The organism is Pseudomonas guineae (genome assembly GCF_900113745.1).
Lineage (GTDB): Bacteria > Pseudomonadota > Gammaproteobacteria > Pseudomonadales > Pseudomonadaceae > Aquipseudomonas > Aquipseudomonas guineae.
Map to the genome: position 1 here is coordinate 188,646 of NZ_FOQL01000005.1, position 14,290 is coordinate 202,935.

At 59.2% G+C, this 14,290-nt stretch carries 15 protein-coding genes; 9 read left to right on the forward strand and 6 right to left on the reverse strand.

Annotated elements, in window-relative coordinates; genetic code table 11:
- The first annotated feature begins 32 nt into the window (after positions 1–32).
- The 5 genes from glnA to ntrC all read left to right on the forward strand — a co-directional run bounded on the left by glnA (position 33) and on the right by ntrC (position 5,539).
- Positions 33–1,442: a type I glutamate--ammonia ligase gene (gene glnA / locus BMZ32_RS17175; protein ID WP_090244245.1), complete on the forward strand. Its 1,410-nt coding sequence runs from the start codon at positions 33–35 to the stop codon at positions 1,440–1,442.
- Between the two features lie 185 nt (positions 1,443–1,627).
- Positions 1,628–2,194 (forward strand): DUF4124 domain-containing protein, encoded by a 567-nt coding sequence (locus BMZ32_RS17180; RefSeq protein ID WP_090244247.1) that lies wholly within the window; start codon positions 1,628–1,630, stop codon positions 2,192–2,194.
- Positions 2,195–2,196: 2 nt separating this feature from the next.
- Positions 2,197–2,817: a DUF4124 domain-containing protein gene (locus BMZ32_RS17185; RefSeq protein WP_090244249.1), complete on the forward strand. Its 621-nt coding sequence runs from the start codon at positions 2,197–2,199 to the stop codon at positions 2,815–2,817.
- 206 nt (positions 2,818–3,023) lie between these two features.
- A complete protein-coding gene (gene glnL / locus BMZ32_RS17190; RefSeq protein WP_090244250.1) occupies positions 3,024–4,109 on the forward strand; it encodes a nitrogen regulation protein NR(II) in 1,086 nt (361 codons plus the stop codon).
- The gene (gene ntrC / locus BMZ32_RS17195; RefSeq protein WP_090244252.1) at positions 4,106–5,539 is read left to right on the forward strand and encodes a nitrogen regulation protein NR(I); all 1,434 of its coding nucleotides are present in this window, start codon (positions 4,106–4,108) and stop codon (positions 5,537–5,539) included. Before glnL ends, ntrC begins: the two co-directional genes overlap by 4 nt.
- 273 nt (positions 5,540–5,812) lie before the next feature.
- On the opposite strand, the gene BMZ32_RS17200 is transcribed toward ntrC, so the two are convergent.
- Entirely contained in the window at positions 5,813–6,244 is a 432-nt protein-coding gene (locus BMZ32_RS17200) for a hypothetical protein (protein ID WP_090244254.1), read from the reverse strand.
- Between BMZ32_RS17200 and trmL the strand changes: the two genes are divergently transcribed.
- On the forward strand, positions 6,243–6,731 hold the full coding sequence (gene trmL / locus BMZ32_RS17205; RefSeq protein WP_090244256.1) for a tRNA (uridine(34)/cytosine(34)/5-carboxymethylaminomethyluridine(34)-2'-O)-methyltransferase TrmL: 489 nt from the start codon (positions 6,243–6,245) through the stop codon (positions 6,729–6,731). The two genes, BMZ32_RS17200 and trmL, sit on opposite strands and share 2 nt — an antisense overlap.
- 64 nt (positions 6,732–6,795) lie before the next feature.
- Here trmL and secB read toward each other — a convergent pair whose 3' ends face one another.
- From secB to BMZ32_RS17220, 3 genes are read right to left on the reverse strand one after another with little or no spacing between them, the layout of a single operon-like run.
- Entirely contained in the window at positions 6,796–7,281 is a 486-nt protein-coding gene (gene secB / locus BMZ32_RS17210; RefSeq protein ID WP_090244258.1) for a protein-export chaperone SecB, read from the reverse strand.
- A gap of 41 nt (positions 7,282–7,322) precedes the next feature.
- Positions 7,323–7,577 carry a glutaredoxin 3 gene (gene grxC / locus BMZ32_RS17215; RefSeq protein ID WP_090244260.1) on the reverse strand — a complete coding sequence of 85 codons (255 nt, stop codon included), beginning with the start codon at positions 7,575–7,577 and terminating at the stop codon, positions 7,323–7,325.
- 1 nt (position 7,578) lies between these two features.
- Positions 7,579–7,992, reverse strand: coding sequence for a rhodanese-like domain-containing protein (locus tag BMZ32_RS17220; RefSeq protein ID WP_090244262.1), 414 nt, complete (start codon positions 7,990–7,992; stop codon positions 7,579–7,581).
- 142 nt (positions 7,993–8,134) lie between these two features.
- Here BMZ32_RS17220 and gpmI point away from each other — a divergent pair, with 142 nt between their 5' ends.
- The 3 genes from gpmI (at position 8,135) to BMZ32_RS17235 (ending at position 12,402) form a co-directional block, all read left to right on the forward strand.
- Positions 8,135–9,670 carry a 2,3-bisphosphoglycerate-independent phosphoglycerate mutase gene (gene gpmI, locus BMZ32_RS17225; RefSeq protein ID WP_090244264.1) on the forward strand — a complete coding sequence of 512 codons (1,536 nt, stop codon included), beginning with the start codon at positions 8,135–8,137 and terminating at the stop codon, positions 9,668–9,670.
- Between the two features lie 145 nt (positions 9,671–9,815).
- The gene (locus BMZ32_RS17230) at positions 9,816–11,060 is read left to right on the forward strand and encodes a murein hydrolase activator EnvC family protein (RefSeq protein ID WP_090244266.1); all 1,245 of its coding nucleotides are present in this window, start codon (positions 9,816–9,818) and stop codon (positions 11,058–11,060) included.
- 40 nt (positions 11,061–11,100) lie between these two features.
- Positions 11,101–12,402 (forward strand): S41 family peptidase, encoded by a 1,302-nt coding sequence (locus BMZ32_RS17235; RefSeq protein WP_090244268.1) that lies wholly within the window; start codon positions 11,101–11,103, stop codon positions 12,400–12,402.
- Positions 12,403–12,474: 72 nt separating this feature from the next.
- Here the strand turns inward: BMZ32_RS17235 and BMZ32_RS17240 are convergent, their stop codons facing one another.
- Both BMZ32_RS17240 and BMZ32_RS17245 read right to left on the reverse strand, forming a co-directional pair.
- The gene (locus BMZ32_RS17240) at positions 12,475–13,230 is read right to left on the reverse strand and encodes a substrate-binding periplasmic protein (RefSeq protein WP_090244270.1); all 756 of its coding nucleotides are present in this window, start codon (positions 13,228–13,230) and stop codon (positions 12,475–12,477) included.
- A 135-nt stretch (positions 13,231–13,365) separates the two neighbouring features.
- On the reverse strand, positions 13,366–14,121 hold the full coding sequence (locus BMZ32_RS17245) for a substrate-binding periplasmic protein (protein ID WP_090244272.1): 756 nt from the start codon (positions 14,119–14,121) through the stop codon (positions 13,366–13,368).
- Between the last annotated feature and the right edge of the window lie 169 nt (positions 14,122–14,290).

Here is a 14,290-nt window from a genome sequence, read left to right on the forward strand (position 1 = left end):
AGCATTCGAGCCTTAGCCACCTGGAGGACAGCATGTCGAAGTCGATTCAACTTATTAAAGAACACGACGTGAAGTGGGTTGACCTGCGCTTCACTGACATTCGCGGCAAGCAGCACCACATCAGCATGCCAGCACGCGACGCACTGGACGAAGACTTCTTCGAAGTCGGCAAGATGTTCGACGGCTCCTCCATCGAAGGCTGGAAAGGCATCGAAGCTTCCGACATGATTCTGCTGCCGGATGACAGCTCCGCTGTACTGGACCCGTTCACCGAAGAGCCAACGTTGATTCTGGTTTGCGATGTGATTGAGCCGTCGACCATGCAGGGCTACGAGCGCGACCCACGCGCCATCGCCAAGCGTGCCGAAGAGTTCCTGAAGACCACCGGCATCGGCGACACCGTATTCGTTGGCCCGGAACCCGAGTTCTTTATCTTCGACTCCGTTAAGTACAAGTCGGATATGTCTGGCTCGATGTTCAAGATTTTCTCCGAACAGGCCTCTTGGAACAGCGACGCCGATACCGAAGGCCGTCAGGGCAACAATGGCCACCGCATCGGCGTGAAAGGCGGCTACCTGCCAACTCCGCCAGCCGACTCGGATCACGAAATCCGTACCGCCATGTGCAACGCTCTGGAAGAAATGGGCCAGATCGTTGAAGTGCACCACCACGAAGTAGCCGCTGGCCAAAACGAAATCGGGGTTAAATTCAACACCTTGGTTGCCAAGGCTGACGAAGTGCAGACCCTCAAGTACTGCGTACACAACGTCGCCGAAGCTTACGGCCGCACCGCCACCTTTATGCCGAAGCCGCTGTATGGCGACAACGGTTCGGGCATGCACGTACACATGTCCATCGCCAAAGATGGCAAGAACACCTTCGCCGGTGAAGGCTATGCTGGCCTGTCCGATACCGCCCTGTACTTCGTTGGCGGCATCATCAAGCACGGTAAGGCGCTGAACGCCCTGACCAACCCAGCCACCAACTCCTACAAGCGTCTGGTACCTGGCTTCGAAGCGCCGGTGATGCTGGCTTACTCGGCACGCAACCGCTCAGCCTCGATCCGTATTCCTTACGTCGCCAGCCCACGCGGCCGTCGTATCGAAGCACGTTTCCCGGATCCAGCAGCCAACCCATACCTGTGCTTCGCGGCACTGCTGATGGCTGGCATCGATGGTATCCAGAACAAGATCCACCCTGGCGATGCAGCCGACAAGAACCTCTACGACCTGCCTCCAGAAGAGTCCAAGCTGATTCCGCAAGTGTGCGGCAGCCTGAAAGAAGCACTGGAAGCACTGGAAGCCGACCACGACTTCCTGCTCAAGGGCAACGTATTCACCAAGGACTTCTTGGAATCCTTCACCGAGCTGAAATCGGAAGAAGAAGTTAAGGTTCGCACCTTCGTACACCCGCTGGAATATGACCTGTACTACAGCGTCTAACACCGCACGAAACACAAAAGGCCACCTTCGGGTGGCCTTTTTGCATCTGTATTCTGGCCACTGCCAAACACCCAGCGACTTTAAGCCCGATGTTTTCTGCGCGGGTATACGCCATACCATCTACGCGCTTGCCAGGGCGCCTTGGCAATGCAACGCTTAGGGCACACTAACTGGGAGAGTCCGGCATGCGCCCTCTACTCATCTGCCTACTACTGAGCCTGGCCTTTACCGCCAATGCACAGATCTACAAATACACCGACGCCAATGGCAATACGGTCTTCACTGACCAGCCGCCAGAAGGCCAAGCGACAGAAAGTATCGCGCTCCCCGCCACCAATAGCGTGTCGATGCCGGTACCCAGCATTCCAGCCGCACCGCCAACCGACAACACCCTTGAAAAGGCTGCGCCTTACAGCACCCTACAGCTGACGGGCCTACCAGACGATGAGGCTATGCGCGCCAACAATGGCACCTTCAGCGTTGGGGTGACGATAGAACCGCGCCTGGCCAACAACCACCGCCTGCGCCTGCTGCTCGATGGCAAGCCCTATGGCCAACCAAGTAACGTACCGCGCCTGCAAGTGAGTAATGCCGACCGTGGCGAGCACAGCCTGGCCGTGGAAGTGCTAAGCGGCGAGCAGTCAGTCCAGCAAAGCGCCACCACAACCTTTACCGTGCAGCGGGTCAACACCAGCAGCCCGGCTTTTCGGCCGTCACCGCCGCCAAAGCCACAACCTAAGCCAGCACCCTGACTATGCGTAACCTGTTGTTTTGCATCCTGATGCTGCTGGCCCTGCCCTCACTGGCGCAGGTCTACACCTATATAGACGCCGAAGGTAATCGCGTCTTCACCGACAAACCCAGGTCCGGCAACGCCGAGCGTGTCGAGCTAGCACCGAGCAACTCGATGCCAGCCATGCAGACGCCCGCAGCTCCGGTCATCACGCAGGCGCCACTGGAGCCGGCACAGCGCTACAACCTGCTGCGCATTTTGGTACCACAGCCCGACGCCACCATCCGCGACAGCGCCGGCAACCTGATTGTCAGCATCAATAGCGAGCCGGGCCTGTATCCGCAGCACAGCTACCGCCTGCTAATGGATGGCCAACCCGTAGGCGAAGCAGGCAGTAGCCCGGTGTTCCCGCTGGAGAATATCGACCGCGGCACCCATCAACTGGCGGTTGAAGTTATTGACCAGGCAGGCCGCATCATCGAGCGCACGCCCACTCAACCCTTCCACATGCAGCGCATTTCCCTGGCACAGAAGCGTAAGGCCAATCCCTGCAAAAAAGCGGATTACGGCGTACGCCCGGAATGTCCGATTAAGGACAAACCAGTGGAAAAGAAAAACATCCCCTTCGTCCCCTTTATCTGAATGGCCGCAGCGCACCAAACCTGTGCGCTTATTGCCGGGCATTTCTATACTCTCCCTGTTTTGGGTCGCCCATTCAGCCCAGCTGCGCTGAAAAGCAGCTAATTCCCAGCATCCATGGCCAAAAACGCGTCTTTCCGGGGCTTTGGTTTGCTTCTTGCATTTTCCAGCTGCATTGCTGGAACCCAAGGGTCTGCTGACATCCCACTATGATAATCAACGACGCTCTGCATCGCCTGCTACTGGATAATCTGACCACGGCCACGCTGCTGCTCAACGACAACCTGCGTCTTGAGTACATGAACCCTGCAGCGGAGATGCTGCTCGCCGTCAGCGGTCAACGCAGCCATGGGCAGTTCATCAGCGAGCTATTTACCGAGTCCAGCGAAGCGCTGAGTGCACTGCGCCAGTCCGTGCAGCACGCTCATCCGTTCAACAAACGCGAAGCCGTACTGACCTCGGTTAACGGCCAGACATTGACCGTCGACTACGCCGTGACCCCGGTCCTCAGCCGTGGTGAAACCCTGCTGCTACTGGAAGTGCATCCGCGCGATCGCCTGCTGCGCATCACCAAGGAAGAGGCGCAGCTGTCCAAGCAGGAGACCACCAAAATACTGGTGCGCGGCTTAGCCCACGAAATCAAGAACCCCCTCGGCGGTATCCGCGGCGCGGCGCAGTTACTGGCCCGTCAACTACCCGAAGAAAGCCTCAAGGATTACACCAATGTGATCATCGAAGAGGCCGATCGCCTGCGTAATCTGGTCGACCGCATGCTTGGCTCGAACAAGCTGCCATCGCTGGCCATGACCAATGTGCACGAGGTGCTAGAGCGCGTTTGCAGCCTGGTTGAAGCCGAAAGCCAAGGCAGCATCATTTTGGTGCGCGACTACGATCCAAGCATTCCGGATGTATTAATCGACCGCGAGCAGATGATCCAGGCCGTGCTGAATATCGTGGGCAATGCCATGCAGGCGCTCGCCGCCCAGAGCGACCTGCGCCTGGGTCGCATTACCCTACGCACCCGCACCCTGCGCCAATTCACTATTGGCCATTGTCGCCATCGCCTGGTGACCAAGATTGAAATCATCGACAACGGCCCAGGCATTCCGGCTGACCTGCAAGAAACCATCTTCTACCCCATGGTCAGCGGGCGTGCCGACGGCACCGGGCTGGGCCTGGCCATTACCCAGAACATCATTAGCCAGCACCAAGGTTTGATCGAATGCGAGAGCCATCCTGGCCATACCGTGTTCTCGATCTTCCTGCCGCTGGAACAAGGAGTAACGCCGTCATGAGCAGCAGTGAAACCGTCTGGATTGTCGATGACGACCGCTCTATCCGCTGGGTTCTGGAAAAGGCCTTGCAGCAGGAAGGCATGACCACCCAGAGTTTTGACAGCGCCGACGGCGTCCTCAGCCGCCTGGCGCGGCAGCAGCCCGATGTCATCCTCTCCGATATTCGCATGCCCGGCGCCAGCGGGCTGGAGCTACTGGCGCGCATTCGGGAGATGCACCCGCGCCTGCCCGTGATCATCATGACCGCGCACTCCGACCTCGACAGCGCAGTAGCCTCCTATCAGGGCGGTGCGTTTGAATACCTACCCAAGCCGTTCGACGTTGACGAAGCCGTTGCCTTGGTTAAGCGCGCCAACCAGCACGCCCAGGAGCAGCAGGGCTTTAGCGCACCAGTCGAGCAGCCGCCGACGCCGGAAATCATCGGTGAGGCGCCGGCCATGCAGGAGGTATTCCGCGCCATCGGTCGCCTCTCACACTCCAATATCACCGTGCTGATCAACGGCGAGTCCGGTACTGGCAAGGAGCTGGTTGCCCATGCCCTGCACCGCCACAGCCCGCGCGCTGCCTCACCCTTTATCGCCCTGAACATGGCAGCGATTCCCAAAGACTTGATGGAGTCCGAACTGTTTGGCCATGAAAAAGGAGCCTTTACCGGGGCAGCCAATCAACGTCGCGGACGCTTCGAGCAGGCCGACGGCGGCACCTTGTTTCTCGATGAAATCGGCGACATGCCGGCCGATACGCAAACCCGCCTGCTGCGCGTGCTGGCCGACGGTGAGTTCTACCGGGTCGGCGGCCACACCCCGGTCAAAGTGGATGTGCGCATCATCGCCGCCACCCATCAAAACCTGGAAGTTTTGGTGCAAGCCGGCAAGTTTCGTGAAGACCTGTTCCACCGCCTTAATGTGATTCGCATCCACATTCCACGCCTGTCTGATCGCCGCGAAGACATCCCCACCCTGGCCCGGCATTTCCTTAGCCGCGCGGCGCTGGAGCTAGCAGTCGAGCCCAAACTGCTAAAAAGCGAAACCGAAAACTACCTGGCGCAACTGCCTTGGCCGGGCAACGTGCGCCAACTGGAAAACACCTGCCGCTGGATTACCGTCATGGCCTCAGGCCGTGAAGTGCATGTCGGCGACCTACCGCCCGAACTGCTTAACCAACCGCAGGAAAACGCCCCCGCTAGCAGTTGGGAGCAGGGTTTACGGCAGTGGGCCGAGCAAGCGCTGAGCCGCGGCCAATCCAACCTGCTGGATACTGCGGTGCCGGCCTTTGAGCGGATCATGATCGAAACCGCTCTCAAGCACACCGCCGGCCGCCGCCGTGACGCCGCCGTACTGCTGGGCTGGGGGCGCAACACCCTGACGCGTAAGATCAAAGAGCTGGGCATGAACCTCGACAGCAGCGATGACGAGGATGGCGACGACTGAACCGTCATCACCCGCGCAGAATAAAAACGGGCCCATTGGGCCCGTTTTTAATTACTGCGCTCAGCACACTGAACATGCGCCAAAGCAATGCACGCGCACCTCTGCGGTTCAGCCACCACCGCCCGCACACCTCAAAAACCGCCCTACGCCGCCTTAAACTCAGTATTTATAGGCCCTGCAGCCAACGTAATAAAACTGGCACACAGTCTGCATAGACTTATGCAATCCCAGTTTCGGGGACCTTGGTACAGGCAGGCCGGGGAATCCCCTCTTTTATTGTTCCACCAGGCTGACCAGCAGCCGCCAGCGCCCGTCTACCTCTTCAGCGCGCCAATCGCCGCGCAAGGGACGGGCTGCCAGCACTCGCAAGACCAGATCCTTTCTTTCGCGCTGCAATCGCCAATTAGCCAAGCGCCCCTGCACCTGTAACTGGCCTTGTTGTTCGCGGCCAAAACTCTCTAGCCGCAGGATAAAAACGCCACCCGCATGCTCTTCGCGCGGCACCGGTTCGACGTTGAACCACAGTTCAAGACCTTGCTCACGCTCCTCAACCCGCTCCAGCCAGAGCGGGTCCGGCTGAAACAATCGGCCAATCATCAAACCGATCAAAAAGCCAAATAGCGCCAACGAACCGATCACCCGCACCCACGGACGTGGCCGCGGGTCTGTAGAATGCTGCTCGCCTTCAAGCTCGGAGCCGCGCATGTTTCACGTCATCCTTTTTCAACCAGAAATTCCACCGAATACCGGCAACATTATCAGGCTCTGCGCCAACAGCGGCTGCCACCTGCACCTGGTCGAACCCTTGGGCTTCGACCTGGATGACAAACGCCTGCGCCGTGCCGGCCTGGACTATCACGAATACGCCACGCTGCAGCGCCACGCCGACCTCGCCAGCTGCCTGGAAAGCCTCGGTCAGCCGCGCGTATTCGCGTTCACCACCAAGGGCTCGCAACCGTTCCATCAGGTCAGTTATCAACCCGGCGATGCCTTCTTGTTCGGCCCGGAAAGCCGCGGCCTGCCTCTGGAGGTGCGCGACAGCCTGCCGCCCGAGCAACGCGTGCGCCTGCCAATGCGCGACGGCTGCCGCAGCCTCAACCTGGCCAACACCGTTGCCGTGGCGGTGTATGAGGCCTGGCGCCAGCATGAGTTCGCCATGCCCGAGGCGACTACCGCAGCGTCGCAGGAATAAGCCGTCTTATTTGACTGCCAATAAAAAAGCGCCCCGAGGCGCTTTTTTATTGCATGGCAGCGGCTCAGTGAGCAACGGCTGGCGCAGCAGCCTGCTGCATGCGCTGCAGCTCTTGCGCGTACAGCGCATCGAAGTTCACCGGAGCGAGCATCAGCGCCGGGAAAGAACCACGCACTACCAGGCTGTCCAGCGTCTCGCGGGCATACGGGAAGAGGATGTTCGGGCAGAACGCACCAAGGGTGTGGCTCATGGAGGCGGCGTCCAGCCCCTGGATCAGGAAGATCCCGGCCTGCTGCACTTCAGCAATAAACGCCGTTTCTTCACCGTTTTTCACGGTAACCGAGAGCGTCAGCACCACTTCGTGAAAGTCACCGTCCAACGCTTTCTGACGGGTATTGAGATCCATGGCGACGCTCGGCGTCCACTCTTGGCGGAAAATTTCCGGGCTCTTCGGCGCTTCAAAGGACAGGTCACGCACGTAGATGCGCTGCAGGGAGAATTGCGGGTTCTGTTCGCCCTGAGCGGCGCCGTTGCTAGCTTGTTCTGTCATGGCAAAGCCTTCTTGTCGTTAGGTACGGATAAACAGGGGAGTTAAACCTTGAGCAGCGCGTCGAGCTTACCGGCGCGCTCCAGGGCATACAGGTCATCACAGCCACCCACATGGGTGCTGCCAATCCAGATTTGCGGCACCGAGGTCTGCCGCGCCTTGCGGGTCATTTCCGCACGCACGCCCGGCTGACCGTCGACCTTGATTTCTTCGAAAGCCACGCCCTTCTTCGCCAACAGTTGCTTGGCACGGGTGCAGAACGGGCACCAGTCGCTGGAGTAAATGACGACAGGCTGCATCTCACTTCACCAACGGTAGGTTGTCGCCACGCCAGCTGGCAATGCCACCCGACAGCTTGGCGGCAGTGAAACCGGCCTTTTTCAGGTCACGACAAACCGTGCCAGCATGCTGGCCCATGGCATCGACCACAATCAGGGTCTTGGCCTTGTGCTTGTCCAGCTCAACCATACGGCCTACCAGTTTTTCGTACGGAATATTTAGCGCACCGACGATATGTCCGGCAGAGAAATCCTTCTGCCCGCGAATATCCAGCACCACGCCTTGATCGCTGTTAACCAGCGCAGTCAGCTCGCGGCTGCTCAGGCTCTGCCCGCCCTTACGCGCTTCGGTGAAGATCAGCAGTGCAAGCACGGTCACGAACAACCCGCTCAGTACGTAGTGAGTAGTGGCAAATTCAATCAAGTTGGCGAGCATTGTGCGGTTCCGGGGCGGTAAAATGTCGGCCAGTATACACAGCCACACAGGCCGGCCAAACCCCGCCCGACGGTGACGTTTGCGCCACTTAGCCGTAAAATGCCGAGTCTTTTTCGCCCCTCACGCAGAGCGAGCCAGCTTTATGAGCGCCACGCCCAACCCCCTGGTACTGATCATCCTCGATGGCTTCGGCCACAGTGACAGCCCCGAATCCAACGCCATCATGGCGGCCAACACGCCGGTCTACGACCATCTGCGCGCCACCCAGCCCAATGGTTTGATCTCGGGCTCGGGCATGGATGTCGGCCTGCCAGACGGCCAGATGGGCAATTCCGAGGTCGGGCATATGAACCTCGGTGCGGGCCGCGTGGTGTATCAGGACTTCACCCGGGTGACCAAAGCCATTCGCGATGGCGACTTCTTCGCGAACCCAACCATCACCACGGCGGTAGACAAAGCCGTGAGCGCCGGCAAGGCCGTGCACATCCTCGGCTTACTCTCAGAAGGCGGCGTACACAGCCACCAGGATCACCTTGTGGCCATGGCTGAGCTAGCCGCCCAGCGCGGCGCAGAAAAAATCTACCTGCATGCGTTTCTCGATGGGCGCGACACCCCGCCGCGCAGCGCACAACCGTCCATCGAGCTGCTCGATGCCGCTTTCGCCAAGCTGGGCAAGGGCCGGATCGCCAGCCTAATCGGCCGCTACTTTGCCATGGACCGCGACAATCGCTGGGACCGTGTCGAGCAAGCCTATCAACTGCTTGTCGACGGCAACGGCCAGTTCAACGCGACCACTGCCGTCGAGGGTCTGAACGCGGCCTATGCCCGCGACGAAAGCGACGAGTTCGTCAAAGCCACCACCATCGGCGAGCCGGTGCAGATGGAAGACGGCGACGCCGTGGTGTTTATGAACTTTCGCGCCGACCGCGCCCGCGAACTGACCCGCGCCTTTGTCGAGCCCGGCTTCAAGGAGTTCGAACGTCCGCGCGTCCCGCAGCTGGCCGACTTCGTCATGCTCACCCAATACGCCGCCAGCATCCCGGCACCCAGCGCCTACAAGCCGGAAGCGCTGACCAACGTGCTCGGCGAATACCTGGCGAATAACGGCAAAACCCAACTGCGCATCGCCGAAACTGAGAAGTACGCCCACGTCACCTTCTTCTTCTCGGGGGGGCGCGAAGAACCCTTTGCCGGCGAAGAACGCATCCTGATCCCCTCGCCGAACGTCGCCACCTATGACCTGCAGCCACAAATGAGCGCGCTGGAGGTGACCGACAAAATCGTCGATGCCATCGAGAATCAGCGCTATGACGTGATCATCGTCAACTACGCCAACGGCGATATGGTCGGTCACACGGGCGTGTTCGCCGCCGCCGTGGCCGCTGTGGAATGCCTGGACAGTTGCGTCGGCCGCATTGTCGCCGCGCTGGACAAGGTTGGCGGCGAAGCGCTGATCACCGCCGACCATGGCAACGTCGAGCAAATGGCCGACGAGAGCACCGGTCAGGCCCACACCGCGCACACCTGCGAACCGGTACCGTTTATCTACGTCGGCAAACGCCCAGCGACTATCCGCCCGAACGGCGTGCTGGCCGACGTGGCACCGACCCTGCTGACCCTGATGGGCCTGCCCGTACCGATGGAAATGACCGGTACCAGCATTGTCCAGCTGAACTAAACCGACGCCCGCAGCCAGGTGCAACGCCCGGCCTGCCATCTATGACGGTCACCTTTCGTGACCGTCGCTGCGCAATGTTAAAAATGGCTCCAGACCTTTTTTTAGGCATACTAGGCGCGTTCTTAATTCAGGTAGCTTCAGCCCCATGTTCCGTGTACTCGCCGTTATTTTCCTGACTGTTCTGCTCACGCCTGCCATCGCCGACGAGAAGCGTGAGGCGCAGAAGCAACTAGACGCCGCGCGCGCCGATGTCAGTGAGCTAAAGCAACTGCTGGATAAGCTGCAGCAGGAGAAATCCGGCGTGCAGAAAGACCTGAAAAAAACCGAAAGCGAAATGGGCCAGCTGGAAAAGCAGGTTAATGGCCTGCAGCAGGACCTGAAACAAAGTGAAGAGGAGATTCAGCGCCTCGATAACGAGAAAAAAAAACTCCAGGGCGCGCGCCTTGAACAACAACGGTTGATCGGCATTCAGGCCCGCGCCGCCTACCAGAGCGGCCGCCAGGAGTACGTCAAACTGCTGCTCAACCAGCAGAATCCAGAAAAATTCTCACGCACCTTGACCTACTACGACTACCTCAGTGAAGCGCGCATGGAACAACTCACCGCCTTCAATGAAACCCTGCGCCAGCTGGCCAATGTCGAATTGGACATCGTCAACCAGCAAACCCAGCTGCTCGAACAGAAAAGCGCTTTGGATGGCCGGCGCGAACAACTCGCCGGCGTGCGTAAAGAGCGTCAGTTGGCCCTGGCCAAGCTAAGCAAAGAATTCTCCGCCCGCGACCAGAAGCTCAAAGCCCGCCAGCAAGAACAAGCCAACCTGGCGCGGGTGCTGAAAACCATCGAGGCCACCCTCGCCCGCCAGGCTCGCGAAGCCGAAGCAGCGCGCCAACAGGCGCTACTGGCCCAGCGCGAGCAGCAGCCGAGCACTCCTGGCAAACCCGCCAACAGCGGCCCACTGGTGAGCTCTGGCGCCAGCTTCGGCGGGCCATTTGCTAAAGCCCGCGGCAAGTTGCCCTGGCCGGTCAATGGCCGCCTTGTGGCCCGCTACGGCACGCCTCGCGGCGGTGATGCGCGCACCAAATGGGACGGCGTACTGATCGGCGCCGCCGCCGGCAGCCAGGTGCATGCGGTGCATGGCGGGCGCGTGGTATTTGCCGACTGGTTGCGCGGGGCCGGGCTTCTAGTCATTCTCGACCATGGCAACGGCTACTTGAGCCTCTATGGGCATAACCAAAGCCTGCTCAAAGACGCCGGTGACGTGGTCAAAGCCGGCGAAGCCATCTCCACCGTAGGCAACAGCGGCGGCCAAGATAGCTCGGCGTTGTATTTCGCAATTCGCCAGCAGGGCCGCCCGATTGACCCTGCTCAATGGTGCCGCGCACAAGGATAAGTGCCGCGATTATCGATTCTGGACCAGGAGTACGTTCAACATGCCGCATCTGTTCCGCCTCACCGCCCTCGCACTGGCTGTTACCCTGCTGGGCAGCACTGCCGCCTTCGCTGCACAGGCCGAAACCCCAGCAACAGCCAATGACAGCGCGCCATTGCCGCTGGACGAGCTGCGCACCTTTGCCGAGGTAATGGACCGTATCAAATCAGCCTATGTCGAGCCTGTCAGCGACAAGACCCTGCTGGAAAACGCCATCAAGGGCATGCTCAGCAACCTTGATCCACACTCGGCATACCTGGAGCCTGAAGCCTTCCGCGATCTGCAGGAAAGCACCAGCGGCGAATTCGGCGGCCTGGGCATAGAGCTCGGCAGCGAAGACGGCTTTCTCAAGGTGGTGTCACCGATTGATGACACCCCTGCGTCTGCCGCCGGCATCCAACCCGGCGACCTGATTGTTAAAATTAACGGCCAGCCGACCAAAGGCCTGTCGCTGATGGAAGCGGTCGAGAAAATGCGCGGGAAAGCCGGCACAGACATCGAGCTGACCCTGCTACGCGAGGGAGGCAAACCCTTCGATGTCGAGCTGACGCGCGCGGTGATCAAGGTCAAGAGCGTGAAGAGCCAGCTGCTTGACGACGGTTACGGCTACATCCGCATCACCCAATTCCAAGTCAATAGCGGTGAAGAAGTCGGCAAGGCGCTGGCCAAGCTGCGCAAGGACAACGGCAAGAAGCTGCGCGGCCTGGTACTCGACTTGCGCAACAACCCCGGCGGCGTGCTGCAAGCCGCCGTGGAGGTTACCGACCACTTCCTCAAGAAAGGCCTGATCGTCTATACCGAAGGCCGCATCGCCAACTCCGAGCTGCGCTTCAACGCCGATCCGGCCGACGCCAGCGAAGGCGTACCGCTGGTGGTGCTGATCAATGGCGGCAGCGCCTCCGCCTCGGAAATTGTTGCCGGCGCCCTGCAGGATCACAAACGCGCGGTGCTGATGGGCACTGACAGTTTCGGTAAAGGCTCGGTGCAAACCGTGCTACCGCTGAACAATGACCGCGCCCTGAAGCTGACCACGGCGCTGTATTTCACCCCTAACGGCCGCTCGATCCAGGCGCAGGGCATCATCCCCGACATCGAGGTGGCACGTGCCAAGCTGACCCGTGAGCAGGCGGAGAGCGGCATCAAAGAAGCCGACCTGCAAGGCCACCTAGGCAACGGTAACGGGGGCGCAGATAAACCGAGCAAGAACAAAGCGCCGGCCAAGGCCAACCCGCAGGATGACGATTACCAACTGAGCCAGGCATTGAATTTGCTCAAAGGACTAAACGTCACCCGCGGCGACTAAGGCAGCAAGGCAAACACTAAAAAGCCCGGACTTGAGCCATCAAGTCCGGGCTTTTTTAATAGCGCTCAGGCGCTACAGATAGTTATTGGTCATCTCATCGACAAAGCCTTCAGCACGCAGTTCGTCCAAGGCCTTTTGCAGGCGCTGCACCACTTCATCTGGAGTATCTTTATTCAGTGCCAGATACAGCTCCGCTTCGTTGAAGCGCAGCGCAGTATTCAAGCCACTGACGCCTTCCTGTTTCGCCAGGTAGCGCCCAACCGGGTCGGTGGTGGCCCACAGGTCGATCTTACCGCTGAGCAGCTTTTTGATGTTTTCCTGATCGCGCAAGGCGTTGTTTGGCGCTAAACCCTGGCTTTCCAGGTGTTGGCTGACTGCATCGTTCTTGTACGCGCCAATCTGGTACTGCGCAGCGTCCTTAAGGTTGGCAACGCTGAGGTTATTACCCGGTGCAGCTAACAGCACCCAACCAGTCTTGGCCAGCGGCCCGACCCACTTGAACAGCGGCTGGCGCTCAGGCGTGAAGGTGGTGGAGAACAGGCCGTAGTTGGCCTTGTCCAGAGTCAGGCGATAGAGGCGATCCCAAGGAAAGCGCAGGGTCAGCGTGTAGTTGATGCCTGCACGCTTGAACATCGCCCGGACGATCTCGGCACTGATACCGTCAATGCCATCATCACGGGCAAAGTTCTTATCATCCACTGCCATATTGAACGGCGGGAAGTTCTCGGTCAGCAGCACCACTTTGTAATCATCTGGCAGCTCTGCACGGGCTGCGCAAGCGCTCAGCGCAAGGCCTAACAACAGGCCAGTTTTTAGGGTTTTCAACATAGGTCATTCCGCTCGCATGAATTGTGATTATGGCTAGCGGCATCCCTGCTCGGGCGTGGCCCGGCGACGTATGGTACTTGGCGTCAACCATCCTTGGTCGCGGGCCGGTTTGTGGCCGGCCCGCTGATCTACGCATTACAGGTAGTTGTTCAGAATATCGTCGACAAAGCCTTCACTACGCATCTTGTCCAACTCGCCTTGCAGTTTCTGCACCACTTCATCCGGCACCTCTTTATTAAGGGCCAAATACAGCTCCGCACTGTCAAAACGCAGAATGGTCTTCAGACCGGAAATGCCTTCCTGCTTGGCCAGGTAGCGACCAGCAGGGTCACCCGTGGCCCACAGATCAATCTGTCCGGCCATCAGCTTCTTAGCATTTTGTGTGTCGCGCAAGACCGTGATCGGCTTCAGGCCTTTCTCCGCCAAATGTTGAGCAATAGCGTCGCCTTTATAAGCACCGACCTGATACTGCTTGGCGTCTTCCAGGCTGTTTAGGGTGATTGGGCTATCGGCCTTACCGAGTAGCACCCAATCATCTGGACCAATCGGCCCGACCCATTTGAACAACGCCTCGCGGTCAGGCAGACGCGCCGTAACGAACACACCATAGCCAGGCTTTTCCAGCGCCAGCTTGTAGATACGATCCCATGGGAAACGCAGGGTCATGTTGTAATGAATGCCAGCACGTTTGAACATCTCACGGACAATATCCACGGCAATGCCATCAATATTGTCTTCTTGAGCGAAGTTCTTGCCGTTAATCGCCATGTTGTACGGAGGGAAGTTCTCGGTCAGTAGGACCATGCGGTAATTCGGGTCGATTTCCGCCCGAGCACTGCCCGCGAGCACCATAACAGTGCCGGCGAGAGCGGCGAGTAGTTGCTTTAACATGACGTCTCACTTTGTTAGTAGGCCGGAGCTGCAAACATACTCGGCCAAGTTGGCTTAACCCAGCCTGAAGTAACCCCAGACACGGTCGCGTATTCGCTTTGCGTTGATCATGCTTGATTCACCCTGAGCATGCATTGCCAGAATGCCTACTCAGTCAATGCCTAAACAA